Consider the following 26,783-nt stretch of genomic DNA (forward strand, 5'->3'; position numbering starts at 1 on the left):
TCTGAATTTCGGACTTTATCACGGAGGAGGCACCAGGATTTATGAAGTATTTAAAAAACAAGCTTATACTTTTTATTTCGTTATTATTGGTTTCTACAGTAACTTTTTTAACAGCAATTTCATCCTTTTTTTATTATCAGAGTTCTCTGGTAGAAGCAAAGAAAAACTCCTCTTATCTGGCAGCATCGTATCAGCAGGGGATTGACTCAGTGCTTGATATCTACCGGAACCAGATTAAGATCACTGCATCAAAGAGCTTTCTTACAGATGGAAAAACCTCTGCTGCAGAACAGAAGCGCCTTCTGGAAGAGGAGGCTCAGGCTTCCGGCTTTGAGTATATTACGATTGCCGATTCCAATGGGAGCAATGAAAAGGGAGACCAGATTGCAGATCAGGAGTTTTTTAAGCAGGCAGTCAGCGGAGTAACCTATATTTCCAGCCCGTTCCTTAAGGGAGATAATAATTTAATGTTTTATATCGGTGCGCCCATCGGCAGTACCGGAAAAGTGCTTTATGGCCTGCTTCCTTACAAAGCATTCAGTGATGAGCTGACGAAGATCAAAATTGGAGAAAGCGGATACGCATTTGTAGTAAATAAGGAAGGAAGAACCGTCATTCACCCCGACGCTGAGAACGTGATCAATCCGAAAGATTATGTTGAACTTGCAAAAAAGGATGCATCCTATAAACCTACAGCTAAGATTTTTCAGGAGATGATGGCTGGAAAGACAGATACGGGATTCAGCTATTACAAGGGAGTCCGCCGTCTGGTGGGATACATTCCTCTGGACGGCCCGGAGGGCTGGTCTGTTGCAGTAACTACGCCATTAACACAGATCGAAGGAAATGTCCGTTTCACGCTTTTTATGTGTGTGCTTACCGGTCTGGTTCTCCTCGCAGCTTCCAACTTAATTATAAGAGCATTTGCAAAGCGGATTACAAAGCCAATCATTGAAGCGACACAGCGTATCGAACGTCTGGCTCATGGAGATTTGCAGGAGGATGTGGAGCTTACCAAAGGAAAAGATGAAAGTGCCCGTCTGGTTCTTGCGCTTCACAATACCATCAGAGAACTTCGGTCTTACATTATGGATATTTCCCATGTGTTGGATGCAGTGGCAGATAATGATTTGACAGTGACAAGTTCCGTAGTGTACATGGGTGATTTTGTTCCCATTCAGACCGCTCTTAAGAAGATTCTGTCCTCTCTTAACAAGACATTACATAACATTGCCTGTTCTGCAGAACAGGTAGGTGCAAGCTCTGCCCAGGTCGCTTTGGGTGGACAGAACCTGGCTGCCAATTCCACAGAGCAGGCGGCTACTACGGAAAGCCTCAGCTTATCCCTGGAGACGGTTTCCGCCCATATTAAGGATAATGCCCAGTATTCCCTTACCATAAAGAACATGACGGAGGCTGCTATCCTTGAGACCAGACAGGGAGATGAGGAGATGAAAAAGCTGCTGGAATCCATGGCTAGCATCGATTCATCCTCCAAGAAGATTCAGGAGATCATTCGTATTATTGATGATATTGCTTTCCAGACCAATATTCTGGCATTAAATGCAGCCATTGAAGCAGCCCGTGCAGGAGAGGCAGGAAAAGGCTTCTCCGTTGTTGCCGATGAAGTGAGAGAGCTGGCTGGAAAAAGTGCTGATGCAGCAAAACAGACAACGGATTTGATACACAGCACAATGGAGTCTGTTGCTCAGGGAAAACAAAACACCGAATCGACTGCCCAGGTATTTAATAAGATCGTGGAGCAGACCAATACCATCGATACCCTTGTGTCCAAGGTGTCCCAGTCCTTAAAGAGCCAGGCAGACAGTGTGGCCCAGTTAGAAGACGGTATGTCAAAGATTTCCATGGTTACCCAGGCAAACTCAGCAACAGCGGAAGAAAGCGCTGCCACCAGCGAAGAACTGTTAAGTCAGATGCAGATGTTAAAAGAACTGATTATGGAATTCAGGCTTTCTAATGCGTCCGATCAGCTTTAATTTAAAACATGATAACTTTTATCGATGAAACAAAAATAAGCATTATTGAGAAAAAATAACCGGCAGGGCGTGTTGACGCCCTGCATTTTTTGTATGATAATAACATTGTTATATAACAGTGTTATAAAGGAGAATAAATGGGTACTCAGGGAAATGATACACGCCTCGCTATCCTGGAAGCGGGGAAACAGGAGTTTTTAAAATACGGGTACGAAGGGGCTTCCTTAAGGCGGATTGCCAGAGAGGCATGTGTAACAACCGGAGCGATTTACGGTTATTTTCCGGGCAAGGAGGCGCTTTTTGAGGAACTGACCGGAGATGCGGCAGACGGGCTGATGGAAAGATACAGAAAGATGCATGTTGATTTTGCCGCTCTGCCTCCCGAAAAACAGGCAGCAGCCCTTGATGTGATCTCAGACGAAAACATTCCATGGATGGTGGATTATGTTTATGACCGGTTTGATTTATTTAAACTGATCTTCTGTAAAAGCAGCAAAGAATACTGTGACAGCTACTTAAGCCAGCTGACTGAAATTGAAGAAGCCTCAACCTGGGAATTTGTTAAAGCGATGAAGGAACTGGGGCATGAGGTCATGGATATTGACAGCACCATCATTCATATTTTGTCCCGGTCGTTTTTTCAGCAGCTATGGGAGTTTGTAGCACATGACGTTCCCAGGGAAAAGGCCCTGTCTTACGGGCTGGTACTTGGAACATTCCAGCATGCGGGCTGGAAAAAAATTATGGGGCTTTAGATGCTCCATATTATTTTGAATAATAATTAGCCATAACTAACTAATGGCTGACCAGGTTATGCCTAAGGAGGAAAAAAGGTGGAAGAAAAAAAGAATTTGATGACAGAGCTTCCGGATACCGGTAAGGTCAAACTCCTGACATTTGCAGGAAATTACAAATATTTAACGTGGTTCGGATGTCTTCTGTCAGGAATCAGTGCTGTGGTTGGACTGTTTCCGTATGTATTTATGTGGAAGGCGGTGAAAGCAGCAGTAACAGCCTGGCCGGATACCAGCGCAGCAGGTGAGATGATCACGTATGGATGGTATGCTGTGGCAGCAGCCCTTGGCAGTATGCTCATTTATTTCAGCGCTCTTATGTGCACACATTTATCCGCATTCCGTACAGCCAGGAATATGAAGACAGTTGCCCTTCATCATTTAACAAAGCTGCCTGTGGGATACGTGAAACGGGCGGGAAGCGGAAAACTGCGCCGGATCATTGATGACGGGGCAGGACAGACGGAAACCTATCTGGCCCACCAGCTTCCGGATTTAACGGGGGCTATGGTAACCCCCGCAGCGGTGTTACTGCTCCTTTTGTTTTTTGACTGGAGATTTGGCTTAATCAGCCTTCTGCCCATGGCAGCCGGACTCTTTGTCTTAACCCGGGTAATGATGGGAAACATGGAAGATGCCATGACACAGTACCAGAACGCCTTAGAGGATATGAACAATGAGGCTGTGGAATATGTGAGGGGAATTCCGGTTGTGAAAACATTTCAGCAAAGCATTTTTTCCTTTAAAAATTTTCATGAGGCCATTCTCCGCTATAAAAACTGGGCAGTTGCCTATACCGTTTCTTTGCGGATTCCCATGTGTGCCTATACCGTAAGCATCAATGGAATCTTTGCTTTTCTTATTCCGGCAGGGCTTATTCTGACTGCGGATTTAGGATATGGTGCCTCTTATCTTAAGGTTGTCCTGGATATTCTCTTTTATGTCCTGTTCACACCTGTCTGCGTTACCATGATGGACAAAATCATGTGGACCAGTGAGAATACCTTAAAAGCGAAAGATGCTTTGAACCGGGTTATGGCCATTGTAAAAGAGCCGCCGTTAAAAGAGCCGGATCAACCGAAAGTTCCCGGGGATTCTTCTGTGGAATTTAAAAATGTAACCTTTTCCTATGAAAAAGGAAAGGAGCCTGCCTTAAGGAATGTGTCGTTTCAAATCCCCCAGGGAGCTACTGTGGCAATTGTAGGTCCATCGGGAGGCGGAAAGACGACAGCAGCCAGCCTTATCCCCCGCTTTTATGACGTAGATGATGGCAGCATCTGTGTGGGAGGCGTGGATATCAGGGAAATGAATACGGAAAAACTGATGGAGAATATAAGCTTTGTATTTCAGGACAGCCATCTTTTTAAAGATACGATTCTTAATAATATCAGGGCCGCAAGACCACAAGCATCGAGAGCGGAAGTAGAACAGGCAGTAAAAGCAGCCTGCTGTCAGGACATTATTGACAAATTTCCCGATGGGTATGAGACCGTGGTGGGCACAAGGGGCGTCTACTTATCAGGCGGAGAATGCCAGCGAATCGCCATAGCCAGAGCCGTGCTTAAGAATGCTCCCATCGTTCTTCTTGATGAAGCAACGGCATTTGCTGATCCTGACAATGAATATCAGATTCAGAAAGCCTTTGAAACATTGATAAAAGGAAAGACAGTACTGATGATTGCCCACCGCCTTTCCACTGTCCGGGGGGCAGACCGGATTTTAGTCATGAATCAGGGCAGGATAGAAGAGGAAGGAAGCCATGAGGAGCTGATTCACAGACAGGGGCTGTATGCCGCTATGTGGAGGGATTATCAGACCTCAGTTTCATGGAAAGTAGGTGAAAAGCATGAGTAAGTATTTACAGAGACGGTTTGCACTCAGTGAGCAGGGAGGAAAAGATCTTACAAGAGCAGTTCTTGCCTGTGCAGCAGCGAATGTGGGACTTATTTTTCCCATGGGACTGTTAATTCTTTTTCTTGAGAAGCTGCTGATGCCTGTCACAGGAGAAAAAGGAATGGAAATGGGGCTTTTGGGGTTTGTTGGAATGAGTGTGCTCTTTCTCCTCCTTATTTTTATTCTTCAGTATATCCAGTATAACAAAACCTTCCTGGCCTCCTATCAGGAAAGTGCCAATTTACGTATCCGGCTTGCGGAAAAATTAAGAAAAATCCCCCTTTCTTTCTTTGGCAAACGAGATTTGGCAGATTTAACAACCACCATTATGGCAGACTGTGCATGGATGGAGACAGCATTCTCCCATTTTATTCCGGAACTCATCGGTGCACTTCTTTCCACCGCTTTTGTCGGACTGGGAATGTTTTTCCTGGACTGGAAAATGGCACTGGCCCTTTTGTGGGTGATTCCTGCGGCATTTATGCTTTCAGCAGGTACCAGGCCAGTCATTGACCGTCTGGAGCGGAGGGAAAAATGTAAGAAGCTGGCAGCCTCCGATGGAATCCAGGAGTGTATTGAGAATATTCAGGACATCAAGGCAAATAATCAGAGAGAGTCTTATTTAAAGGATTTAGATTCAAAAATCATTGCAGTAGAAAAGGGCACCGTCAAAATGGAGACACTAAACGGCAGCTTAGTGACGGCATCCCAGATGGTATTACGTCTTGGAATGGCAACAACGGTTCTTTCCGGCGCGTTTCTCATGACGGAGAGGAAGCTGGATCTCATGGTATTTCTCATTTTCATGGTTGCGGCTGCCCGTATCTATGGTCCGCTCACAGGCAGCTTAAATAATTTATCAGCAGTTTATTCCACACTGCTGCAGGTTGAGCGGATGAGGGCGGTTGAGGAGGAACCGGTACAGGACGGAGCGGAGACAAAACAGCTGAATGGATACGATATCGTATATGATCATGTGGGATTTTCCTACCATCAGAACGAGACTGTTTTAGAGGATGTGTCCTTTTGCGCCAGACAGGGCCAGGTTACCGCGCTGGTAGGGCCCTCAGGCGGAGGAAAAAGTACAGCAGCCAGACTGGCAGCCCGTTTCTGGGATGCGGAAAAGGGAAGAGTTACAATTGGAGGCGCAGAGGTAAAGGAGATTGATCCGGAACATCTTTTAAAGCACATCTCTGTGGTATTTCAGGATGTCATGCTTTTTAATAATACAGTCATGGAAAATATCCGGATCGGAAGAAAGGATGCATCAGACAAAGAAGTGATGGAAGCGGCAAAAGCTGCCCAGTGTATGGAATTTATCAGCCGGCTGCCGGAAGGCTTTCAGACCAGGATCGGTGAGAACGGGTCAGCACTTTCCGGAGGAGAGCGGCAGCGGCTGTCCATTGCAAGAGCTTTATTAAAGGATGCCCCGGTTATTATTCTTGATGAAGCTACCGCATCTCTTGATGTGGAAAACGAATCTCTGATTCAGAGTGCCATATCAAACCTGATCCGAAGCAAGACCGTTCTCATTATCGCCCACCGGATGAGAACCGTTGCCCAGGCGGACAAAATCGTGGTTTTAAAAGACGGAAAAGTGGCGGAAGAGGGGAGCCCGGAAGCTCTTTATCAGAAGGGAGGAATCTACCGTCATATGACCGACTTACAGAATCAGAGCCAGAACTGGTCAATCGGCTAGCGGAGGATTTGGTTGTAAGATAGTGGAATTTATGGTATAATTACCATGCAGTTTTACAGCAGTCAGAAGAAAAAGGAGGGTATTCACATGAAGTTTTTAAAGTGTAATCATTGCGGAAATATTGTAGCGGTTGTAGAAGAAAAAGGCGGCACCATTACCTGCTGCGGAGACAACATGCAGGAGATGAAAGCCAATACCACAGATGCGGCGACTGAAAAACATGTTCCGGTTATTGAGATTGATGGCCAGAGCGTTACTGTTACGGTTGGTTCTGTAGAACACCCCATGCTTCCTGAACATTTCATTGGCTGGATTGTATTAGAGACAAAGATGGGTAACCAGAGAAAGATCTTAAACCCGGGTGACAAACCGGTGGCAAAATTCATGATGTGCGAAGGCGATGAGGTCCTGGCAGCCTATGAGTACTGCAATCTTCACGGATTGTGGAAAGCAGAGAAATAAATAGAATAAAAAAGCTCACAGACCTTTGGTGTGTGGGCTTTTTGTCGATATCTAAGGAAACAGACAGCAATAAGACAGGAGAACATCTTTCATGAATAAGAAGGAAGCAAGTGAGTTAAAAAAACTTTTTACGCCAGCCAACTGCGCCATCAGCCGGATCTGCGGCTGCTATGTAGACGCAGAAAAGAATAAACGGACAGAGTTAAAGGAGGCCTTTCTCTCCCTTCCGGAAGAGGAGGCGTTTAAATATTTTACCATCTTTAAAAGCGCTCTCTCAGGTACGTTTGGAAAGAATCTGGTGAATATGGAATTCCCCCTCCATACAGAGGAAGAGGGAGGAACCCAGAATTTCCTGTTAAAGCTGAGAGACAGCCAGTTAAAGGATGACAGCCTGATTGAAGAGTTTTACGATAAAGTCATTGCAAGCTATGATTATGGTGAGAACTATTACATAATCCTGATTCATTGTGCCTACGATATACCGGCAAGATCTTCCGACGGGCTTGAGATGTACGATGCCTCTGATTTTGTCTACGAATTTATCCAGTGCACCATCTGCCCCGTAAAGCTGTCAAAGGCTGGCCTCTGCTATAATTCCCAGGCGAATGTAATTGAGAACAGGAACAGGGACTGGATCGTGGAGGCTCCGGAAACAGGCTTTTTATTTCCGGCATTTACGGACCGTAACACGGACATTCATGGTCTTGTTTATTATTCCAAAAATCCGGAGCTGCTGCCGGAGCGTCTGATTGACGAACTCTTAGGATGCGTCATTCCAATGACTGCAAAGAGCCAGAAGGAGACTTTTCAGACGATTATAGAGGAAACTCTGGGAGAAAACTGTGATTTTGAGACAGTAAAGAACATTCATGAAACCATCAATGAGATGCTGGAAGAAACAAAGGATGAACCGGCTCCCTTTACCATTGATAAATACCAGATGAAGAAGCTTTTGGAAAACAACGGCGCATCACAGGAGAAGCTTGAGGAATTAGAACAGCGATTAACCCAGGAAGAACAGGATAAGAATCCGGGATTCCTTGCCTCCAATATCGTAAATGCAAGAAGCTTTGAAATCAAGACAACGGATGTGAGCATAAAGGTGGCTCCGGATAAAACCTACCTTGTAGAGAACCGGATGATCGAGGGGCGCCCCTGTATTGTAATCGGGATCAGTGAGCATGTGGAGATTAACGGAATAACAGTACGACCAATTGCGGCACAACGCTCCTATGAAGAAGAGGCGGATGAATAACCTTCATTGCCTGTCAGGATTCGGACCAGACGGGAGATTATTTCCGAAAGAAATAGACAACCGTCTGGCCGAAGAGAGAAAAGGCTGTAACTATTATCTTACCGTACAGCTTTTGATTATGTTTTTTATCTGATCTAAATGATTTAAAATATAGGAATAAAATTTTGTCTTTCGGTTGACGCCTGTTACCAGTTCATTTAACTTGAGTCGTTCCTCAGCCGATTTATGAGCCACATTTGCCATATTTTCTGTAATATTTTTCACTGCCTCTAAATTTGTGCTTTGAGACTCTTTTACATGGGTAACTTTAATCCCTACATGATTCTCAGCCTCTACGATTCCGTCGATCAGCTTTTCGGATTCTTCTACCATAGATTTTGCTTCTTTCACAACCTTTCCGCCGTCACTGGATTTCTCAATCAGTTTTTCGAAGGTTTCCGTCATGTTTTTTAATGATTCAATGATATCGTCAGCATTTTTCTGGGATTCATCGGAAAGTTTTTTGATTTCATTTGACACAACGGCAAATCCCACACCTGCTGAGCCGGCTCTGGCTGCTTCTATGGATGCGTTAAAAGACAATAGCCTGGTCTGCTGGGCAACACTGGTTATCATATTGGTAAATCCGGTGATCTCATTATATTGAAGCTTCAGCAGCTCGAACAGGCTGTAGAAATCTTTAAATACATTTGAAACCTCATCCATCTTGTTTGACATACGTAAGTAAGCATTCCGCGTATCCTCAATCGCTTCTGCGGATACCTTTAAGCTGCCGGATACGGCATCTACCGAATCATTTGTTGTATTAATGCTGTCATCAAGACGTTTCAGCTGCATCTCAACCTTGTGTATTTCATTCAGTGTAAATTCAGTCCCAGCCAGAAGCTCATTTAACCCGTGAGTTAAGTTCCCCTCTTCTTTTAAGAGACCATTCATGTTGCGGTCGGCATCAATTGCTAAATCGCCAATTAATTCCTGTGTATCTTCGGATCTGTTTTGAGCTTCGTTAATTAATTTCTTATCATGCCCATAGTTAAACATAGCGGCCTCCTATTCTATTGCCAGCAATATCATGGTCTGATTCACGTGTCGCTGATAAAATTGTTCGCCATAACTGATGAATCCGGTCGTATTCTGGCATGCACCGGTCAGATTCTGATCAATTACGGGCCACAGACCTTCCTGCTGGAATTTGAGACATCTCAGTATGCAGTTAATTGCCAGCAGAAACTGGGGTTTAAAGGGAATTCCCTTCAGCGTTTCTTTTATGACTTCTTCCGGCGATAACGGTTCTAAGATTTTCACAAAGGAATTGGGCATGATCTGGCAATAAAAAGACAGTGACTGATTACCGTTTATCTTTTGGGGTGATGCAATATAGATTTCTGAATCGTATTCAATCCCTAACGGATGATTCATGAAATGATTATTTAAATCCCTTTCAGAAACTCCAAGATTTTTCGCATATTGTGTACTAGCCGGGCTGCCGTTAAAGGATCTGACAATTCTGTTCATAGGGTCAGCATCGGTTACCAGCATTTCTTTACCGGATGGCCTGTAAATGTTCTCCCTGGCTAAATACGTTCTTCTTTTACAGTCAAAGAACAACCCCACACTATGTACCTTTTCTCTTCCTATATAAACAGGAGTTTCTGTAAAAGATAAATCGTCTCCGGCGGAACCTCCGATCACCTTAAAATCCTTGTCCATAAAATAGAGTGATGTCATTATCTTCTCTTCAATTTTAGAAAGACCCTCACATAATAACAGTAAAAATGCATTTGGGTTATTCTTTACTTTCTGGTAGGCCTGTTTCATATCTTTTATGCTCAGGGCAGGAACCGGATCAATCGGTACAATTTCGGCCATCTGGGGATCATATTCGAATCCGGATATAATACCGTTTTGATAACCCAGGGAACAATATTCACCTGCTGCTGAACATAAGACTGTGGATTGCTTGACCTGTTGTGATAATTCATGCACAGCGGAAGGTGCACAAAATAATACAAAAGCAGCATTGCTGCGGTTAACAGCATCAAGAGCAGTGCGGCTGTCTTTGAAATAAACTGATTTCATTCGTTTCTCCTTTTTGTTGGTTGTAACGACTGCTTCCTTTATAAGTTTTTATTCCACGCACCGATGTCTAAAGTAGTCGAAAAATGACGTTACATTTTGGTGAATAACGATGTTATTTCCCTATATTATATAATAAATGACAAAATTTTACCATAGTTTTACACAAAGTTATTGGATATATAATGATGCAGGAAGAGGAGATGGAGATCAAAATATTTTGCCTATCTGCTTTCCCTATGCTATACTGTAAGAAAACTACAGTGAGGAATGAAACGTGGCTGAGAGAACATTTGGCTGGGTACAGGAGGCCTATACCCTGGACAATTTAAAAAATGTGATATCCGTATTTGTAACGGATTCCAGAATAAACCGGCTGCTGAAAACGGATAAGATTCCAAGGCTCATTCAGGATGAGGACAAACGGGAGGAATTCATAAAAGAACTGGATCAGGAAGAAATCCGCATTCCCTATACCCATTTAAAAGGAAAAGGTACACCAAAAGGCTATACCAGAAGCAATGCACCCTGTTCCGGAATCATTCAGGCGGTACTTCCCGGACAGAGAAAAGAGTATCAGTCCGACTGGCCGGCAGATTCATTTTTAAGATGGGCGGTCAGCATCGGCTTTCTCGATTATGACAGGGAGACTGATGAATGCTCCCTATCCGTTATGGGAAGGCAGTATGCCAAGGCAGAGGAAGGAAGCAAAGAAGAGGAAGAAGTATTAAAAACGGCTCTTCTTTCCTATCCTCCGGTGTGCAGAGTGCTGTCCCTTCTGATGAAGGAAGGGCATATGACAAAATTTGAGATAGGTGCAAAGCTTGGATTTATTGGAGAAGCGGGATTTACTTCCATTCCCCAGTCCATGATTGTGGAGGGGCTTGGGGCAGCGCACGAGAAGGAAGAAAAGACAAAGCTGCTTCAGGATACGGAAGGAACCAGCGATAAGTACGTCAGAACGATCTGCAGCTGGCTGATTTCTGTGGGCTGGGTGAAGAAAATACCGAAAGAGGTTCCCGGACTGTATGGGAGCGGGGAAAATACTGAGGTCATTCCCCAGTCCTACCAGCTGACTTTAAAGGGAAGGACCATATGCAACCATATAACCGGGGGATCCAGATGCAGGAAGATACCAAAGCGGGTGATGTGGGATATGCTGGCGACCAAAGCGGCAGACCGGGAATATTTAAGAAACCGGAGAGCCCATATTATTATGTGCCTGGAAAAATCGGCACTTACTCCTTTGCAGATTCAGGAATATTTAAAGCAGAAGGGGCTGGAGGAAGAGACTGAAACCATCCTTGACGATTTAAAGAGTCTGGAAAATATCGGACTGCAGGTTCAAAAGACCAGAGATACATACCGGATTACAGATGAGATTACGGGGCTATTGTTCCCGGAGACACTTAAGTCCTTCCTTCCGGTGAAATCAGAGGTTTCCATACTGAAGGATTATCTGCGGTCCCATTTAACCCACATTGACCACAAATACTTAATTCTTGTAGATCTTGGCTATGACGGCACCTCAGACCGGGATTACGAGATTCAGACAGCCCAGCTGCTTACGGCAGAACTATCATTTCTTGGGGGAAGGCTTGGAGATACCAGAAAGCCTGATGTGTGCATTTACTACGAAGACAACGGACTGATCATCGACAATAAAGCATATGGGAAGGGATATTCCCTTCCCATAAAACAGGCAGATGAGATGTACCGCTATATAGAAGAAAATAAGGAGCGCAGCCAGCTGTTAAACCCCAACTGCTGGTGGGACATTTTTGGCAAAGATGTGAAAACATTTCACTTTGCTTTTGTGTCAGGAGAATTTACGGGCGGTTTCCGGGACAGGTTAAACCATATTTCCATGCGCTCCGGCTTAAAAGGAGCAGCAGTGAATTCCGCTAATCTGCTTATTATGGCAGAAAAGTTAAAAGCAGGAACTATGGAATACGGGGAATTTTTCCGATTTTTTGATACCAATGATGAGATTTTATTTTTGCATGAATCATGACAGGGAGGTTTGATACTATGACACTGGGAGATTATCTTCCCTTTTGGAACAAGCTGACAGATAAACAGAGAGAGAAGCTGTCAACGAAATCAAAGAAAATCAGATTTGAAAAGGGAATGCTGGTACATGGGGAATCCGATGAATGCAGCGGTTTTCTTCTTGTAACAGAAGGTCAGTTAAGAGTGTTTACCATATCGGATGAAGGGCGGGAACTGACTTTATACCGGTTGTTTGAACGGGATATCTGTCTGTTTTCCGGTTCCTGTATGGTGAAAAACATTCAGTTTGATGTGACAGTGGAGGCAGAACAGGATACGGTAGTGTTCCAGATTCCCCCCGATGTCTATCGTGATTTAATGGAAGAGTCGGCTGTAGTCTCAAACTTCACCAATGAACTGATGGCATCGAGGTTCTCTGATGTCATGTGGCTGATGGATCAGGTGATGAACAAGAAAATGGATGGAAGACTGGCTGCATTTTTACTGGAAGAATGCAGACTCAATGAAACAAAGGAACTTTCCATTACCCATGAACAGATTGCCCGGCATTTAGGTACTGCCAGAGAAGTGGTAACCCGTCTGCTTCGCCTGTTTCAGGGAGAAAATCTGGTGAAGATTACCCGTGGAACTGTGGAACTGCTTGACGAAGATGGTCTCGAAGTGCTGGCTGCCCATAGTCTTAGATAAATTATTCTTGTACTATTTCAGGAACATGGAAAATAGACTTGCTTTCTTCTAACTGGAACGTTATATTATAAAAAGTTTATGAAAATTTTATAATAGACAAAGGATGAAGAAATGAAAGATTTGGTACCTCAATTTTTTTTATCAATGAAGCATTACACAAAGGAACAGTTTTTTAAAGATTTTGTTTCCGGAATCATTGTTGCCATCATTGCCCTTCCGCTTTCCATTGCTCTGGCGTTAGCCAGCGGCGTTACTCCGGAACAGGGGCTTTACACCGCCATTACAGCCGGTTTTGTGATCTCGTTTCTGGGAGGAAGCAAGGTACAGATCGCAGGTCCCACTGCTGCATTTGCATCAATTGTGGCGGGGATTGCTGCAAAAAACGGCTTTGACGGACTGGTTATTGCAACGATTATGGCAGGAATCTTTCTGGTTATCATGGGAAGTTTACGGATGGGAAGCCTGATCCGTTTTATTCCTTACACCATTACCACAGGGTTTACGACTGGAATTGCAGTTACTATTTTCATCGGACAGATCAAGGATTTTCTTGGACTTACCTTTGAGCATGCACCCATTGAAACCCTTGAAAAAGTCAATGAGATTGTACACCGTATGGGTACGCTTAATCCCATGGCTCTTGCGGTAGGGTTGACAGCGCTCTTAATTCTTATTGTATGGCCCAGATTTTTTAAGACCATACCGCCTTCGCTGATTGCAGTCATCGTTACAGCAGGGCTTGTGAAATTGTTTCAACTTCCTGTAAATACCATTGGGGATTTATATACCATATCATCGGATCTTCCTGCATTTCATCTTCCCGTATTTTCATTGGGTATGGTGCAGACGGTAATGCCGGATGCAGTGACAATAGCGGTGCTGGCAGCGGTGGAATCCTTATTGTCCTGCGTTGTGGCAGATGGGATGGTTGGGAGCAGGCATAATTCCAACATGGAGCTGGTAGCTCAGGGCGCCGGCAATATCTGTTCCGCCCTTTTTGGAGGAATTCCGGCGACAGGAGCCATTGCAAGAACTGCAGCAAACATAAAAAACGGCGGAAGAACACCGGTTGCAGGCATGGTTCACGCTGGGATGCTTCTGCTGGTACTTGTATTTTTAATGCCTTATGCTGCGTTAATTCCCATGCCCGCCATAGCAGCCATTCTTTTTATGGTTGCTTATAACATGAGTGAGTGGAGAGTTTTCCTTTCCATCATGAAAACAGCTCCCAAAAGTGACTGGTCCGTGCTTCTTGTCACCTTTGTATTTACCGTTGCATTTGATCTGGTTACGGCCATTGCAGTAGGAATTTTATTTGCTTCCCTGCTGTTTATGAAACGTATGGCAGACGTGACGGAAATAAGCAGCTGGAAATATTTAGAGGATGAAGAGGAGAACAGCGGGGAGTCCATAGACTTAAAACCTGTGCCAAAGCATGTGGCAGTCTTTGAGGTGAGCGGTCCCATGTTTTTCGGCGCTGCGGAAAAGATTTCCCAGCTGATTATAGAAGAGGGGAAGAGAGTTCTGATTCTTCGCATGAGAAGTGTTCCGGCAATGGATGCGACGGCGTTAAAAAGTCTGGAAAAACTGTATCAGAATTTAAAGAGGAAACATGTGACCCTTATTTTATCCCATGTCAATGAACAGCCCATGTCCATGATGGAACGGGCGGGCTTTTTGGAGTCAGTGGGAAGGGAGAATCTGGCGGGCTGTATCGATGAGGCTCTTTCTTTTGCAGCAGATCTTTAATATTTTATAAAAAAGAACCGAAGTTCAATTATTGAACCCCGGTTTCTTTTTTATTGACTTACTAACTGATCCAGAGATTTAAACTGATAACCCATCTCTTCCCACTTGGCCAGCAGCTCATCAAGTATCTGGGCGTTAGTACTGGAAGTGCTGTGCAAAAGCACGATGGCGCCGGGATGAATCCGTCCTAAAAGTTTCTTGAAGGCCTCTTCCTTTGAAGGCTGTTTATCCTGGTACCAGTCCACGTAGGCCAGGCTCCAGAAAAAGGTTTTGTATCCCATATCTTTAGCCATCTGCAAATTGGCTTCACTGTATTTGCCCTGGGGCGGACGGTAATACTTTTTCATCTGCTGTCCTGTGGTCTGTTCAAACAATGTTTCCAAATCTCCAAGCTCTTTTTCAAAGGTTTCCTTCGAACTCATTTTGGACATATCCGGATGATGGTAGGTATGATTGCCCACGGTGTGTCCTTCGGCTATCATTCGTTTCACAAGCTCCGGTGCTGTTTCTATGTAGTTGCCCACAACAAAAAAGGTAGCAGGTGCGTGGTGTTTTTTTAATGCATCCAGAATCGCGGCAGTATTTCCATTTTCATATCCGGCGTCAAAGGTGAGATATAAGACCTTATCCTGGGTTTTTTGTGCATAATAGGCATTGTATTGCTTTAAATAGTCCATGGTGGCATTGGCCACCGGAGCCTGCCCTTCCTGCTGGAAGCTTAATCCCCAGTTTCCCTCTGCAGCAGTTTCTACAGCACGATGATGCCCGGTCAGCATAGCTCCCAGACGCCCGGCAAAAAAGGCGCATAATAGGAACAGAAATATTATCAGGGCTTTCTTTCCCTTTTCCGGCGAAACGGAAAATGTTCTGATTTTTTCCGTCAGTCTTAATCGGTTGAACCATTTCATAGTAAAACTCCGTCATGTACGTTTGTTTCAATATATGACAGAGTTTCGGGAATATATGCTGCAGGATTAACGTTCAGACCATTTTTCTCCCCAGATTTTCATCTGATTGACGACGTTTTGTAAATCCATGCCTTTCTCTGTCAGCGTGTAACGGACTTCAGGCGGTATGGTGGGGATGACTTCTCTTGTTAAAATGCCATGGGATTCTAAAGAGCGCAGACAGGCAGTCAGTGTTTTAGGGCTGATTCCGTGTAAGCTGCTTCGTAGTTCTCCGAACCGCTTCGTGCCTGGAAAGAGATTTTTTATAATAAGAAAGGACCATTTTCCGCCGATAATATTAAACATTTTTTCTACATGGCATTCCAGGGTTTTGGGTTTTATTTCTTTATTCTTCATAGTTATTCTGCCTCGATATTATTATTTAGATAGTTAGTATATTTAAGGTAATTTTATAACGAAAATGTAATTACTTGTCAATAGGAACTAACCGTATTAAGATAGAAAAAACAAGAATGAGGAGGATTTTTATGAAAAAATCATATCGGATCTATCAGGTGGATTCATTTACCAGAGAGCGGTTTACCGGCAATCCGGCAGGTGTGGTGGCCAATGCCGACGGTCTAAGTGACAGTATGATGCTTAAAATAGCAAGAGAATTAAATAATTCGGAAACAGCCTTTCTTTTTCCGGGATCAGAGGGAGAGTATGACGTTCATGTCCGTTTTTTCACACCCCGGTGTGAAGTGCCCATCTGCGGTCACGCGACAATTGCAGCTAACTATGTAAGAGCATTGGAGCGTGGTATGGCTTCCGGAGTGGTCATACAGAAAACAGGGGCGGGAATCCTTCCTGTTGAAATCCAATCAGAGGATGGAGATTATACCATCACTATGACACAGGGGGAAGTGGAAGTGGAAGAGCCGCTGCCGTTACCGGTTCAGATGGAGATTATAGAAGCCCTTGGGATTCCGGAAGAAAAACTCAGAAGGGACTGCCCCATTGCCATAGCATCAACCGGTCATTCCAAGGTGATGATTGGCATAACTGAGTTAAACCTGCTGCACAGCTTAAAGCCTGACCTTGCAAAACTGACAGAAATCAGCTCCAGGACCAGCTGCAACGGATATTATGTATTCACGCTTCATCCGGAGGAAGCAACCCTTGTTCATGGGAGGATGTTTGCACCTGCCATTGGGATTGCAGAGGATCCTGTGACAGGAAATGCCAATGGACCTTTAGGGGCTTACTTCGTTACTTATGGACTGTTTGGAACGAATAAAGAGGAGTTTTCTTTTGAGGCGGTACAGGGAGAAGCCATCGGACGTATGGGAAAAATTTCAGTTACTGTAGCAATAAAAGGAGGCAAACCGGTTAAAGTGAAAATCACAGGCAAGGCTGTGACTGCCTTTTCAACGGAAATGGAACTGTAATAGAAAGAAGGATTCTTGTCCGGCGTATTCTGTCCGGGCAAAAATCCTTTTCTTTGTCTATGCTTCTGTTATAATGGTACCTGCTTTATCATCCAGGCTTTCTTCTGCTTTTTCCAGGGAAGTAATGATCGCTTTCCGGTTTCTGCCATGTTCAATGAAATCCAGGGAGGCCTCAATCTTTGGAAGCATGGAGGCGGATTCGAACTGATTGTCCTCAATATAAGCAACAGCTTCCTTAATGCTCATGCGGCCGATTGGACTTGCCTCCGGTTTTCCGAAGTTTAAGGTAACGTTATCCACGTTTGTTAAAATCATCAGAACATCGGCATCAATTTCTTTTGCCAGCAGTCCGGCAGCTCTGTCCTTTTCAATCACAGCACTGGCGCCCTTTAAGTAGCAGCCCTGTTCCATAACAGGAATGCCGCCGCCTCCGCAGGCGATCACAATCTGATCTGCATCCATAACTGCCTTTATGATATCAATCTCAACGATAGAAACTGGCTTTGGGGAAGCGACAACTCTGCGGAATCCTTTGCCCGGAACCTCTTCCACATAGTTTCCTTTTTCCTCTTCTTCCTTTGCTTCCTCTGCAGACATGAAACGGCCGATGGGCTTCATGGGTGTATAGAAAGCCTCGTCATATGGGTTTACCATCATCTGGGTTAAAATCGTAGCTACGGATTTATAGATGCCCCGGGTCATGAGTTCTGCACGGATGCCGTTTTGTAAGTCGTAGCCGATGTATCCCTGGCTCATGGCAGAACAGACAGACATGGGGGCGCAGGTGTATCCATCATGCTGTTTTCCGAATTCATTCATTGCAGTGTGGATCATTCCAACCTGGGGAGCATTGCTGTGAGTAACGGCCACCTGCCAGCCGGACTGAATAAAATCTGCAATTACTTTGGCAGTGCGGGCAACTGCCGTCTTCTGTTCCGGAAGGTTTGTTCCCAAAGCATGATGTCCCAAAGCTATCACAATACGTTTTTTTGCCATATCATTTCCTCTCAGTTTCATGTAGTTTTAATCAGAAATTATAAAGACATTATATTATCAGCGGAAAAAAAAAGCAACCGCTTTCGGGTATACAGGAATATGAGAAAAGATTTCAATAGATTTTAGAAATATTTTTAAAAAAATTAAGTAGATATCCTGAAATCAGGTGGTATAATGTTTAAGAAGATACAGAAAATGAAAGGACAGGTACTTATGATAATACTCATTCTGCATCTGATTCTTCCTTTGTTTACCTATACGTTAGCCACCACTTTCCTGTATTTGGCGGTGCCGTTGGAACCTCTTTTTGCTACGGGATTATCTGCAGTACTGAATATTCCGGTCTTGCTGTGGGTCTATTTTTATGATCAGAAAAACAGGGGATATTCACTGACAGAGAGTTTTAAGCTTACAAACAGTCCTGTTTCCATATGTCTGCTTGGAGCCGCTCTTTGCATTCTGGGCAATTCGGTAGTGGAAGTCATGGGACTGACCAGGATATCAAAGGCATATCAGGAAGCGGCGAATGCCCTGTATTCCCCGCCGTTTGCGCTGCAGCTTCTGGCTTCCGGTTTTGTTATTCCGGCAGCAGAGGAACTGATTTTCAGAGGGATGATATTTGCTTCCCTTCGGGATAAATTTTCGTTTGGGCTTTCGGCTGTCATATCAGCCGGCTTATTTGGACTTTACCATGGAAATCTTCCCCAGGGAGTATATGCTTTTTTAATCGGTCTTGCGGCAGCCTGGCTTTATGAGAGAACAAAAGCCCTGTCAGCAGCCTTCATGCTTCATATCCCGGCTAATTTACTTTCGCTTTTCATAACCAACACGAAGCTGTCCGGATTACTGTTTCAAAGGGGACATGCTGCCGTGACTGTGGCTGTTGTAGCTGCGGCAGTTGTTGTGACTGTATTTTGTATTGTCCGGATTTATTGGAAAAACAACCTAAAGGAGGATATTGTGTGAAACTCTTATCTGTAGCAATTCCATGTTATAATTCAGAAGCCTATATGAGGAACTGTATCGATTCCCTGCTGCCAGGCGGAGAAGAGGTGGAGATCCTTATTGTAGATGACGGTTCAGTAAAGGACCGTACAGCCGAAATTGCAGATGAATATGAACGGAATTATCCGGGAATCTGCAGGGCCATCCATCAGGAGAATGGCGGACATGGAGAAGCGGTTAATGCAGGATTAAGGAATGCATCCGGAATCTATTTTAAGGTAGTGGACAGCGATGACTGGGTGGATGAATCAGCTTATATGGAAATTCTCAATACGCTCAGGCATTTTGTATACGGTGAAAAGACACTTGACATGCTGGTGAGCAATTTTGTATATGAAAAACAGGGATCAAAAAGGAAAAAGGTAATGAATTACCGGACTGCACTCCCGGAGAATGAACTGATAGACTGGGACGACGTAAAGGTATTTATACTGGGACAATACATTCTTATGCACTCTGTCATTTACAGGACCGAGCTTTTAAGACAGTGCGGTCTGGAACTGCCCAAACATACCTTTTACGTAGATAATATTTTTGTATATCAGCCGCTTCCCCATGTGAAGACCATGTATTATTTAAACGTGAACTTTTACCGCTATTTCATAGGCAGGGAGGACCAGTCAGTCAATGAACAGATTATGATTGGAAGGATTGATCAGCAGATCCGTGTAACAAAGCTGATGCTTTCCTATTATGACGTCATGAAGATAAAACAGCGCAAGCTTCGCCGTTACATGGTAAGGTATTTAGAGATTATGATGGTAATAACCTCCATTCTTGCAATCAAGTCCGGAACAGAGGAAAATATGGAGAAAAAGAAAGAATTATGGCAGAGCCTTCGAAAACAGAATTTAAAACTCTATCTAAGGCTTCGTTACGGATTTCTGGGACAGGGAGTCAATCTGCCGGGCAAGGGCGGGATGAAATTCCCCATCGCCATTTATAAAATGACTCAGAAATTTTTTGGCTTTAATTAATATGAGTAAAAAAAAGACCTCCCCGGCGTGGGGAAGGCCTTTTTTTAACTGATTGCTTTTTCGGAAACCTTCTTTCTGTTTGGAACAAGGGAATCGGAATAAACAAACTGATACATGATATATGCCATGGCAATGGAACCAAGACCGTCAAAAGCAGAATGCTGCTTTAAGAATACAGTTGCCAGGCAGATTGAAACCATTAAAACAAAGGATCCGGTTCTTAACAGCCCGTATTTTTTCAAACGTTCACTCCGGCAGACTGCGATATGCACACAGATGGAATTGTACACATGTATGCTTGGAAATACATTGGTGCAGGTATCTGCAGAGTAGAGAAGATAAACAATTGCAGAAGGAATATTCTTATTCGGATCAACGAGCGGCCTGAAATCCGTTCCGTTTGGAAAGACGGTGCAGATTACAAGGCTTATGGTCATACCTGTAAACAGCATGGTGCACAGTCTGTAATATTCTTTTACATCATGAAAGAAAAAATAACAGATGGAAACTGCCACATAAGCAAACCACATCAGGTAAGGAATAATGAAATATTCATTAAACGGGATATAGTCATCAAGGGCTATATGCATGATATGGTAGTTGCTGGTCACCGTTTTTTCCAGGTAGAAAAACCATGGTAAATAGAGGAAGGCGTAGCTGAGAAACCATACATGCCGGTATTTCGTTAATAACTGTTTTATATTCATAAAAGACATCCTTCTTAACTGTGTGTGGAATGATAATAATCAACTTTTGAGGATTATATCACACTCGTTTTGTCAGTACAATAGTATTTCAGAAATGTTAATATTTTATTCAGTAAAGGTTTCGAATCATGTATGTAAATATAATCTTTTTATAAAACAGTTGATAGACGGTCCATCTTTGTGTATAGTATAAAAGCAGACTTTTTTATGAAAGGAATAGATGATGTTACAAAAATATATAACGGTATTTTTAATTTCCATGGTTCCGCTTATAGAACTAAGGGGAGCGATTCCTTACTCTGCAGTGATGGGACTGCCTTTGTTCCAGTCCTACCTTGTTGCGATAATCGGCAATCTGCTTCCTGTACCTGTTATCTATCTGTTTGCCAGGAGGGTTCTTGAGTGGGGAGCAGATAAGCCGGTAATCGGCGGCTTCTTTACGTGGTGTCTGGAAAAAGGAAAGCGCGGCGGAGAAAAACTGCAGGCGAAAGCCGGAAGGGGACTGTTCATTGCTCTTTTGATATTTGTTGGAATCCCTCTTCCTGGTACCGGTGCCTGGACTGGCACATTGGCAGCCAGCCTGCTTGATATTGATTTTAAATCCAGTATTTTAGCTGTGATGGGAGGCGTTCTGATGGCGGGAGTTATTATGGGACTTGCCAGTGCAGGTGTGCTTGGAGCGCTTCGGTCCGTCATATTTTAAAAAACTGGTAGGAAGAAGGGCAGAATGGAACGAAAGAATGAAGAAGGGCTGACGGAAAAAGAGTTTCTTTTACAATACCGTCCGGGAGATTACGAACGCCCGTCGGTAACGGTGGATATGCTGATATTTGCATGGGACCAGGAGGAGTCAAAGACAGATATTCTTCTTATCAAACGGAAAAATCACCCCTGCATAGGCCAGTGGGCGATTCCGGGAGGATTTGTGAACATGGATGAATCTCTGGAAGAAGCAGCCGCCAGAGAACTGTTTGAAGAAACCGGGTTAAAAGGAATCTATATGGAACAGCTTTATACCTGGGGCGGCGTAAAGCGGGATCCCAGGACCAGAGTGATTTCCGTTTCTTACTTAGCTGCTGTACCAAAGGATCAGCTGACTGTACAGGCCGGTGATGATGCCAAAAAGGCGTGTTGGTTTGAAGTAAAGAAAAAGAAGCTTTCCGACCTTGAGAACGGAGCAACCTATGCGCTTACCATAGAGAATGAGGACGAACATATTTTTATCAGCTATCGGATCACGGAGACGTTTGAACGGGATGGCCTGATGTGGAAGAGAGATGTTGACATTGAACTTCTTCCTGCAATTGACATGTTAGACCAGGAAAAGCTGGCCTTTGACCATGCGGAGATTTTAAATATTGCCATGGACAGGCTGGAAGAGTTGGAAAAAGAGGATTAATTCAGGATATTTTACAGGTTATGCATCACTTTTATGAGTGGTGCATTTTTTTGGATTGTAAGAAAATTTTAAGCAGAATTTACTGGATTATATGATATACTGATAAAAGAAAAAACAGGCAGAAAGATACAGGAGACAATAGGCTATGACAAAAAACACATGCAGATTAATGAGTCTGGTAATAAGCTTTTCCATGATGGCATCCGGCATCTCTTACGCAACCGTGATACCTACGGTTTCGCCCTTTCCAGGCTCCGCACAGGAGACACAGGCAGCAGCCGGACCGGGTGCTGCTATAAGCGGACAGGCAGACCAGAACAAAGACAGCCAGAAACCCGCACCTGCTTCCACAGCGGCATCCACAGACACTTCCACAGCCGCTTCTACAGTAAGTGTGCCCCAGATTTCTTCAGAGGGAGCAGTATTAATGGATGCCGATACCGGCACACTCCTTTATTCCAAAAACAGTGAGTCCAAGTATTATCCGGCCAGCATTACAAAACTGATGACGGCGCTGCTGGTGGCAGAACGGACCAGCCTTTCGGATACCGTTACTTTCTCGAAGGCAGCCACGACCAATCTGGAAGCAGGGGCGGTCACCTTAAATATGACGGAAGGCGATAAGCTCACAGTGGAGCAGTGTCTCTATGGTCTTATGCTCAAGTCCGCCAATGATGTTGCAAATGGTCTGGCTGAGCATGTATCCGGCAGCGTCAGCTCCTTTGCCCAGCTGATGAATGCCAAAGCGAAAGAACTTGGCTGTACCAATACTAATTTTGTCAATCCCAACGGTCTTAATAATTCCAATCATTATACAACACCGCATGATATGGCGCTGATTGCAAAAGCTGCCTTTCAAAACAGTGTGGTAAGAAACGTGTGCTCTACTGTCCGCTATCAGATTCCAGCCACCAAGAAGGCAGGCGCCAGAACCGTAACCATGGGACATAAGATGATTAATTCCTCCGACTCCCGTTATTATCCCGGTGTGGTGGGCGGAAAGACAGGTTTTACATCTCTGGCAGGCAATACACTGGTTACATATGCGGAAAAGAATGGATCCCGTTTAATTGTAGTGATCATGAAAAGCAAATCAACTCATTATGAGGATACCAAAGCTCTTCTTGATTATGGCTTTGCCTTAAAAGCGACTGGAAGCAGCAATTTAAAAGCGTCTGCTTCCACCGGCTGGCTGCAGTCAGGTGATAAGTGGTATTATTACCGGCAGGATGGGACCATGGCATGCAATTACTGGGTGAAAACCAATGAGAAGTGGTATTATCTTGGCAGTGACGGTGTTATGTTAAAGGATACGGTTACACCGGATGGATACCGCCTCGATTCATCTGGTGTCTGGATCTCCTGAGATGGTTGAAACATGAAAAAAAGAGCCTTCCGGCTCTTTTTTTCATGCCAAATCCCCTGAAGGAAAAGCCTGTTATTTATTTTCCTCTGGGTCAGTATTACAGGTTATGTCTGCTGCCTCGCAAATATCGGCCCGATATTCCATAATTTCTTCCACGCCGCAGTTTAAAATTTTGCAAAGCATGTCAATCGTATGAGTCGATACGAAATTGTTTTTCTTAAGCCGTCCGATTTGTCCGGCACTGACCTTGCAATATTTGATCAGATGATACTGGCTGACGTTTTTCTTTTTCATGGTTTCCCAAAGTCTGTCATAAACAATCATAGTTAGTCACCTCACACTCTTATTAAACCGTGATTATCCAGTATTGCATATTATCCATAATTGGTATCCATTATACGGGTTTCGGATGCAATTATAAAAGCCTTTTACTTGACGCAGACGTGTTATTCATTGTATGATGAAAAGACAGCAAAAAAAGGAATGAGAAAAGATGAGGAATAAACAGATGTGGTTTGCTGCCGGAGTTTTTTGTGCTGCTGCAGGCGCAGTATCATTGCTGCGATCTGAATACGAGAGAGAACAGCTTTCTGTAGAGAGGACAGTTGTAAAAAGCAGTAAGATCGGAAAAAACTTAAGGCTGGTATTCCTTTCGGATCTTCACAGTCACTGTTTTGGAGCAGACAATGAGAGACTGCTAAAGACGATTGATCATGTGAATCCGGATGTGGTGCTTGTCGGCGGTGATATGATGGTGGTAAAGAAAACAGCAGATACATCGGTCAGTTTAAGACTGATGGAGAAGCTGACGTCCCGTTATCCCGTTTTTTACGGCAACGGGAATCATGAAAACCGGATGGACCGGGAGCGTTTCGTTTACGGTGACCAGTATGATACGTATGAGAACAGCTTAAAAAAGCTTGGCGTGATTGTTTTAAGAGACCGGACGGAATTATACCGGAAGGATATTGCGATTACAGGTGTTGATTTAAAGGAAGGGTGCTATAAGGATTTTCGTCCGGAGCGTCTTCTTCCAGTTGAACTGGAACAAAAAGCAGGGAAGGCATCAAAAGAACGGTATCAGATTCTATTGTCCCATTCCCCCCTTTATTTTCCGGCTTATCAGGGATGGGGGGCGGATTTGACCCTTTGCGGTCATTTTCATGGGGGTACCATACGCCTTCCGTTTCTGGGAGGAGTCATGACCCCTCAATACCAGTTTTTTAACCCCTGCTGTGCAGGGACGTTTCAGAAAGATGAGAAATACATGATTGTAAGCAGGGGCCTGGGAACCCACTCCATTAACATCCGGCTGAATAACAAGCCCCAGGTGGTGGTGGTTGATTTAAAACCCAAATCCTTAATTTGAACCTTCCATATGTTTACAGATTGGTCTGAATTTGGTATACTGCTTTTTAGCATGTTTTCAATCTGCTTTGGAGGAATATATGGGAATCTCTTATAAACTGGATAATTTCGAAGGACCGCTTGATCTGCTTCTTCACTTGATTGATAAAAACAAAGTGAATATTTATGACATTCCCATTGTGACTATTACAGAACAGTATTTAGATTACATGAATCATATGGAAACTGAGGATTTGAATATTGTCAGCGAATTTCTTGTCATGGCTGCAACGCTCATTGACATTAAAGCGCGCATGCTTCTTCCGAAAGAGATCAATGAAGAAGGGGAGGAAGAAGATCCAAGAGCAGAGCTTGTTGCCCGCCTTCTGGAATACAAATATTTTAAATATATGGCATCGGAGTTAAGAGACCGGGAGATAGGAGCCGACCGCCTGCTTTTTAAGACTCCTACTGTACCTGCACAGGTGGCAAAGTATGAGCCTCCCGTAGATTTAGACAAGCTTCTTGACGGACTTACCCTGGCAAAGCTGCAGGAAATTTTCCGTGCGGTGACGAAGCGGACGGAAGACCGGGTGGATCCCATCAGAAGCCGTTTTGGCAACATTCGCAAGGAAGCAGTAAGTCTGGAAGATAAGATAAAATCGGTTATGGATTTTGCCAGACGAAACCGGAAGTTTTCCTTTCGGAAGATGCTTGAGGGTCAGCCTGACAAGATTGAGGTAGTCGTAACTTTTTTAGCGCTTCTGGAACTCATGAAGATCGGTAAGATCACTTTGACCCAGGAGCATTTATTTGATGATATGATGATTGAAACCCTGGAGCCGGAAGGCGAGGAAGGGGAACTGGATTTTTCGGATCTGGGAGAGGAAGAGAAAGTCAATGGATAAAGAAACTCTGACAGCAAACGGGTCAGGAAAGAGCGCAAAAGAAGAAAAGAAATGGGAAGCGGTCATTGAGGCAGTTCTTTTTACCATGGGAAATTCGGTGGAGCTTGGCCGGCTGGCTGCAGCCATCGACCAGGATGAGGAAACAGCAAAAGAAGCGGTTCTTCGTCTGATGAAGCGGTATGAGACGGGCAAGAAGGGAATGCAGATCATTGCGCTGGAGAACAGCTATCAGATGTGCACCCGCCCGGAATACTATGAGAATTTAATCCGTGTTGCCTGTGCACCGAAAAAACAGGTATTATCGGAAGTGGTTTTGGAGACGCTTTCCATCATTGCATACAAACAGCCGGTTACAAAGCTTGAGATAGAGAAGATCCGCGGAGTAAAGTCGGATCATGCGGTAAACAAGCTGGTGGAATATAATCTGGTTTATGAGGTCGGACGTTTGGATGCACCGGGACGTCCTGCACTTTTTGCAACAACAGAAGAATTTTTAAGAAGATTTGGCATTGGTTCCACTCAGAATTTACCGGCGGCAGATCCCATGGTAGCAGCGGAGATTCGAATGGAAGTGGAAGAAGAACTTTCGGGAAGCGGAGTATTGCTTGCCAAAGAAGAAAACGGCGACAGTCAGCAGGAGGACATACAGTGAGTGCGAACATAAAAATTAAATATTTTACAGATGAGATAGAAAAACTGAGATACATAGACGGCAAATCCGACTGGATTGATTTACGGGCTGCAAAAGAAGTGGAGTTAAAAGCCGGTGAATTCAAACTGATCCCTCTTGGAATTGCCATGGAACTTCCTGCCGGTTATGAAGCCCATGTGGTTCCGAGAAGCAGTACGTTTAAAAATTACGGCATTATTCAGACCAACAGTATGGGAATTATTGATGAAACTTACTGCGGAGACAATGACCAGTGGTTTTTCCCGGCGTATGCACTTCGGGATACCGTGATTCATATCAATGACCGGATCTGCCAGTTCCGTATTACAGAGCATCAGCCAGCCATCTGTTTTGAGGCTGTGGATTCTTTAAATCATGAGGACAGAGGCGGACACGGAAGCACTGGAATACAATAACATTTATAGAATTGTCAAAGTTGGAGATA

The 26,783-nt window shown here is 44.1% G+C and carries 26 protein-coding genes; 19 read left to right on the forward strand and 7 right to left on the reverse strand.

The window, feature by feature from the left end; translation table 11 throughout:
• The first annotated feature begins 41 nt into the window (after positions 1-41).
• From DS742_RS15325 to DS742_RS15350, 6 genes are all read left to right on the forward strand, one after another.
• Positions 42-1,997, forward strand: a complete 1,956-nt coding sequence (locus DS742_RS15325; RefSeq protein WP_117417853.1) for a methyl-accepting chemotaxis protein — start codon at positions 42-44, stop codon at positions 1,995-1,997.
• Between the two features lie 137 nt (positions 1,998-2,134).
• Positions 2,135-2,752, forward strand: a complete 618-nt coding sequence (locus DS742_RS15330) for a TetR/AcrR family transcriptional regulator (protein ID WP_117417854.1) — start codon at positions 2,135-2,137, stop codon at positions 2,750-2,752.
• A 99-nt stretch (positions 2,753-2,851) separates the two neighbouring features.
• Positions 2,852-4,645, forward strand: coding sequence for an ABC transporter ATP-binding protein (locus DS742_RS15335; RefSeq protein ID WP_117417954.1), 1,794 nt, complete (start codon positions 2,852-2,854; stop codon positions 4,643-4,645).
• On the forward strand, positions 4,638-6,383 hold the full coding sequence (locus DS742_RS15340) for an ABC transporter ATP-binding protein (protein WP_117417855.1): 1,746 nt from the start codon (positions 4,638-4,640) through the stop codon (positions 6,381-6,383). Before DS742_RS15335 ends, DS742_RS15340 begins: the two co-directional genes overlap by 8 nt.
• An 87-nt stretch (positions 6,384-6,470) precedes the next feature.
• Positions 6,471-6,845 carry a desulfoferrodoxin family protein gene (locus tag DS742_RS15345; RefSeq protein WP_117417856.1) on the forward strand — a complete coding sequence of 125 codons (375 nt, stop codon included), beginning with the start codon at positions 6,471-6,473 and terminating at the stop codon, positions 6,843-6,845.
• Between the two features lie 91 nt (positions 6,846-6,936).
• On the forward strand, positions 6,937-8,100 hold the full coding sequence (locus tag DS742_RS15350; protein ID WP_117417857.1) for a DUF4317 domain-containing protein: 1,164 nt from the start codon (positions 6,937-6,939) through the stop codon (positions 8,098-8,100).
• Positions 8,101-8,193: 93 nt separating this feature from the next.
• Here DS742_RS15350 and DS742_RS15355 read toward each other — a convergent pair whose 3' ends face one another.
• Together DS742_RS15355 and DS742_RS15360 are read right to left on the reverse strand one after the other, a co-directional pair.
• A complete protein-coding gene (locus DS742_RS15355; protein WP_117417858.1) occupies positions 8,194-9,141 on the reverse strand; it encodes a methyl-accepting chemotaxis protein in 948 nt (315 codons plus the stop codon).
• A 9-nt stretch (positions 9,142-9,150) separates the two neighbouring features.
• Complete coding sequence (locus DS742_RS15360; RefSeq protein WP_117417859.1) at positions 9,151-10,179, reverse strand: FIST signal transduction protein; 1,029 nt, start codon at positions 10,177-10,179, stop codon at positions 9,151-9,153.
• Positions 10,180-10,453: 274 nt separating this feature from the next.
• Between DS742_RS15360 and DS742_RS15365 the strand changes: the two genes are divergently transcribed.
• From DS742_RS15365 to DS742_RS15375, 3 genes are all read left to right on the forward strand, one after another.
• Entirely contained in the window at positions 10,454-12,190 is a 1,737-nt protein-coding gene (locus DS742_RS15365) for a restriction endonuclease FokI C-terminal domain-containing protein (protein ID WP_117417860.1), read from the forward strand.
• Between the two features lie 17 nt (positions 12,191-12,207).
• Complete coding sequence (locus tag DS742_RS15370; RefSeq protein WP_117417861.1) at positions 12,208-12,876, forward strand: Crp/Fnr family transcriptional regulator; 669 nt, start codon at positions 12,208-12,210, stop codon at positions 12,874-12,876.
• A gap of 111 nt (positions 12,877-12,987) precedes the next feature.
• The gene (locus tag DS742_RS15375) at positions 12,988-14,625 is read left to right on the forward strand and encodes a SulP family inorganic anion transporter (RefSeq protein ID WP_117417862.1); all 1,638 of its coding nucleotides are present in this window, start codon (positions 12,988-12,990) and stop codon (positions 14,623-14,625) included.
• A 50-nt stretch (positions 14,626-14,675) separates the two neighbouring features.
• Here the strand turns inward: DS742_RS15375 and pdaA are convergent, their stop codons facing one another.
• Together pdaA and DS742_RS15385 are read right to left on the reverse strand one after the other, a co-directional pair.
• Entirely contained in the window at positions 14,676-15,533 is an 858-nt protein-coding gene (gene pdaA / locus DS742_RS15380) for a delta-lactam-biosynthetic de-N-acetylase (RefSeq protein ID WP_117417863.1), read from the reverse strand.
• Between the two features lie 66 nt (positions 15,534-15,599).
• Positions 15,600-15,929: a winged helix-turn-helix transcriptional regulator gene (locus tag DS742_RS15385; protein ID WP_117417864.1), complete on the reverse strand. Its 330-nt coding sequence runs from the start codon at positions 15,927-15,929 to the stop codon at positions 15,600-15,602.
• 131 nt (positions 15,930-16,060) lie between these two features.
• Here DS742_RS15385 and DS742_RS15390 point away from each other — a divergent pair, with 131 nt between their 5' ends.
• On the forward strand, positions 16,061-16,963 hold the full coding sequence (locus DS742_RS15390; RefSeq protein ID WP_117417865.1) for a PhzF family isomerase: 903 nt from the start codon (positions 16,061-16,063) through the stop codon (positions 16,961-16,963).
• Between the two features lie 57 nt (positions 16,964-17,020).
• On the opposite strand, the gene arcC is transcribed toward DS742_RS15390, so the two are convergent.
• Positions 17,021-17,959, reverse strand: a complete 939-nt coding sequence (gene arcC, locus DS742_RS15395; RefSeq protein ID WP_117417866.1) for a carbamate kinase — start codon at positions 17,957-17,959, stop codon at positions 17,021-17,023.
• Positions 17,960-18,133: 174 nt separating this feature from the next.
• Here arcC and DS742_RS15400 point away from each other — a divergent pair, with 174 nt between their 5' ends.
• A complete protein-coding gene (locus tag DS742_RS15400) occupies positions 18,134-18,925 on the forward strand; it encodes a CPBP family intramembrane glutamic endopeptidase (RefSeq protein ID WP_117417867.1) in 792 nt (263 codons plus the stop codon).
• Positions 18,922-19,941 carry a glycosyltransferase family 2 protein gene (locus tag DS742_RS15405; protein ID WP_117417868.1) on the forward strand — a complete coding sequence of 340 codons (1,020 nt, stop codon included), beginning with the start codon at positions 18,922-18,924 and terminating at the stop codon, positions 19,939-19,941. Before DS742_RS15400 ends, DS742_RS15405 begins: the two co-directional genes overlap by 4 nt.
• A 44-nt stretch (positions 19,942-19,985) precedes the next feature.
• Here DS742_RS15405 and DS742_RS15410 read toward each other — a convergent pair whose 3' ends face one another.
• Complete coding sequence (locus tag DS742_RS15410; protein ID WP_170313480.1) at positions 19,986-20,648, reverse strand: phosphatase PAP2 family protein; 663 nt, start codon at positions 20,646-20,648, stop codon at positions 19,986-19,988.
• 223 nt (positions 20,649-20,871) lie between these two features.
• On the opposite strand from DS742_RS15410, the gene DS742_RS15415 reads away from it, so the two are divergent.
• The 3 genes from DS742_RS15415 (at position 20,872) to DS742_RS15425 (ending at position 23,413) form a co-directional block, all read left to right on the forward strand.
• Positions 20,872-21,351 (forward strand): COG2426 family protein, encoded by a 480-nt coding sequence (locus DS742_RS15415; RefSeq protein WP_117417869.1) that lies wholly within the window; start codon positions 20,872-20,874, stop codon positions 21,349-21,351.
• 24 nt (positions 21,352-21,375) lie between these two features.
• Positions 21,376-22,047: an NUDIX domain-containing protein gene (locus tag DS742_RS15420; RefSeq protein WP_117417870.1), complete on the forward strand. Its 672-nt coding sequence runs from the start codon at positions 21,376-21,378 to the stop codon at positions 22,045-22,047.
• Positions 22,048-22,192: 145 nt separating this feature from the next.
• Positions 22,193-23,413: a serine hydrolase gene (locus tag DS742_RS15425; protein WP_117417871.1), complete on the forward strand. Its 1,221-nt coding sequence runs from the start codon at positions 22,193-22,195 to the stop codon at positions 23,411-23,413.
• Positions 23,414-23,485: 72 nt separating this feature from the next.
• Here the strand turns inward: DS742_RS15425 and DS742_RS15430 are convergent, their stop codons facing one another.
• Entirely contained in the window at positions 23,486-23,737 is a 252-nt protein-coding gene (locus DS742_RS15430) for a helix-turn-helix domain-containing protein (protein WP_117417872.1), read from the reverse strand.
• Positions 23,738-23,921: 184 nt separating this feature from the next.
• Here DS742_RS15430 and DS742_RS15435 point away from each other — a divergent pair, with 184 nt between their 5' ends.
• The 4 genes from DS742_RS15435 (at position 23,922) to DS742_RS15450 (ending at position 26,754) form a co-directional block, all read left to right on the forward strand.
• Entirely contained in the window at positions 23,922-24,782 is an 861-nt protein-coding gene (locus DS742_RS15435) for a metallophosphoesterase (protein WP_117417956.1), read from the forward strand.
• Positions 24,783-24,861: 79 nt separating this feature from the next.
• Complete coding sequence (locus DS742_RS15440) at positions 24,862-25,668, forward strand: segregation and condensation protein A (protein ID WP_117417873.1); 807 nt, start codon at positions 24,862-24,864, stop codon at positions 25,666-25,668.
• The gene (gene scpB / locus DS742_RS15445) at positions 25,661-26,320 is read left to right on the forward strand and encodes an SMC-Scp complex subunit ScpB (RefSeq protein ID WP_117417874.1); all 660 of its coding nucleotides are present in this window, start codon (positions 25,661-25,663) and stop codon (positions 26,318-26,320) included. The genes DS742_RS15440 and scpB overlap by 8 nt, the downstream gene beginning before the upstream one ends.
• A complete protein-coding gene (locus DS742_RS15450; RefSeq protein WP_117417875.1) occupies positions 26,317-26,754 on the forward strand; it encodes a dUTP diphosphatase in 438 nt (145 codons plus the stop codon). The genes scpB and DS742_RS15450 overlap by 4 nt, the downstream gene beginning before the upstream one ends.
• Positions 26,755-26,783 lie beyond the last annotated feature (29 nt).

This window comes from Lacrimispora amygdalina (assembly GCF_003432035.1).
GTDB classification, from domain to species: Bacteria; Bacillota; Clostridia; order Lachnospirales; family Lachnospiraceae; genus Lacrimispora; species Lacrimispora amygdalina.

Bases quoted from the DNA above. Each gene is read 5' to 3' on its own strand.
- DS742_RS15410 (WP_170313480.1), bottom strand. From the start codon at position 20,648: ATGAATATAAAACAGTTATTAACGAAATACCGGCATGTATGGTTTCTC.
- DS742_RS15345 (WP_117417856.1), top strand. From the start codon at position 6,471: ATGAAGTTTTTAAAGTGTAATCATTGCGGAAATATTGTAGCGGTTGTA.
- DS742_RS15415 (WP_117417869.1), top strand. From the start codon at position 20,872: ATGTTACAAAAATATATAACGGTATTTTTAATTTCCATGGTTCCGCTT.
- scpB (WP_117417874.1), top strand. From the start codon at position 25,661: ATGGATAAAGAAACTCTGACAGCAAACGGGTCAGGAAAGAGCGCAAAA.
- DS742_RS15425 (WP_117417871.1), top strand. From the start codon at position 22,193: ATGACAAAAAACACATGCAGATTAATGAGTCTGGTAATAAGCTTTTCC.
- DS742_RS15435 (WP_117417956.1), top strand. From the start codon at position 23,922: ATGTGGTTTGCTGCCGGAGTTTTTTGTGCTGCTGCAGGCGCAGTATCA.
- arcC (WP_117417866.1), bottom strand. From the start codon at position 17,959: ATGGCAAAAAAACGTATTGTGATAGCTTTGGGACATCATGCTTTGGGA.
- DS742_RS15340 (WP_117417855.1), top strand. From the start codon at position 4,638: ATGAGTAAGTATTTACAGAGACGGTTTGCACTCAGTGAGCAGGGAGGA.
- DS742_RS15400 (WP_117417867.1), top strand. From the start codon at position 18,134: ATGTTTAAGAAGATACAGAAAATGAAAGGACAGGTACTTATGATAATA.
- DS742_RS15390 (WP_117417865.1), top strand. From the start codon at position 16,061: ATGAAAAAATCATATCGGATCTATCAGGTGGATTCATTTACCAGAGAG.
- DS742_RS15385 (WP_117417864.1), bottom strand. From the start codon at position 15,929: ATGAAGAATAAAGAAATAAAACCCAAAACCCTGGAATGCCATGTAGAA.
- DS742_RS15335 (WP_117417954.1), top strand. From the start codon at position 2,852: ATGACAGAGCTTCCGGATACCGGTAAGGTCAAACTCCTGACATTTGCA.
- DS742_RS15375 (WP_117417862.1), top strand. From the start codon at position 12,988: ATGAAAGATTTGGTACCTCAATTTTTTTTATCAATGAAGCATTACACA.
- DS742_RS15330 (WP_117417854.1), top strand. From the start codon at position 2,135: ATGGGTACTCAGGGAAATGATACACGCCTCGCTATCCTGGAAGCGGGG.
- DS742_RS15350 (WP_117417857.1), top strand. From the start codon at position 6,937: ATGAATAAGAAGGAAGCAAGTGAGTTAAAAAAACTTTTTACGCCAGCC.
- DS742_RS15360 (WP_117417859.1), bottom strand. From the start codon at position 10,179: ATGAAATCAGTTTATTTCAAAGACAGCCGCACTGCTCTTGATGCTGTT.
- DS742_RS15440 (WP_117417873.1), top strand. From the start codon at position 24,862: ATGGGAATCTCTTATAAACTGGATAATTTCGAAGGACCGCTTGATCTG.
- pdaA (WP_117417863.1), bottom strand. From the start codon at position 15,533: ATGAAATGGTTCAACCGATTAAGACTGACGGAAAAAATCAGAACATTT.
- DS742_RS15420 (WP_117417870.1), top strand. From the start codon at position 21,376: ATGGAACGAAAGAATGAAGAAGGGCTGACGGAAAAAGAGTTTCTTTTA.
- DS742_RS15370 (WP_117417861.1), top strand. From the start codon at position 12,208: ATGACACTGGGAGATTATCTTCCCTTTTGGAACAAGCTGACAGATAAA.
- DS742_RS15325 (WP_117417853.1), top strand. From the start codon at position 42: ATGAAGTATTTAAAAAACAAGCTTATACTTTTTATTTCGTTATTATTG.
- DS742_RS15355 (WP_117417858.1), bottom strand. From the start codon at position 9,141: ATGTTTAACTATGGGCATGATAAGAAATTAATTAACGAAGCTCAAAAC.
- DS742_RS15430 (WP_117417872.1), bottom strand. From the start codon at position 23,737: ATGATTGTTTATGACAGACTTTGGGAAACCATGAAAAAGAAAAACGTC.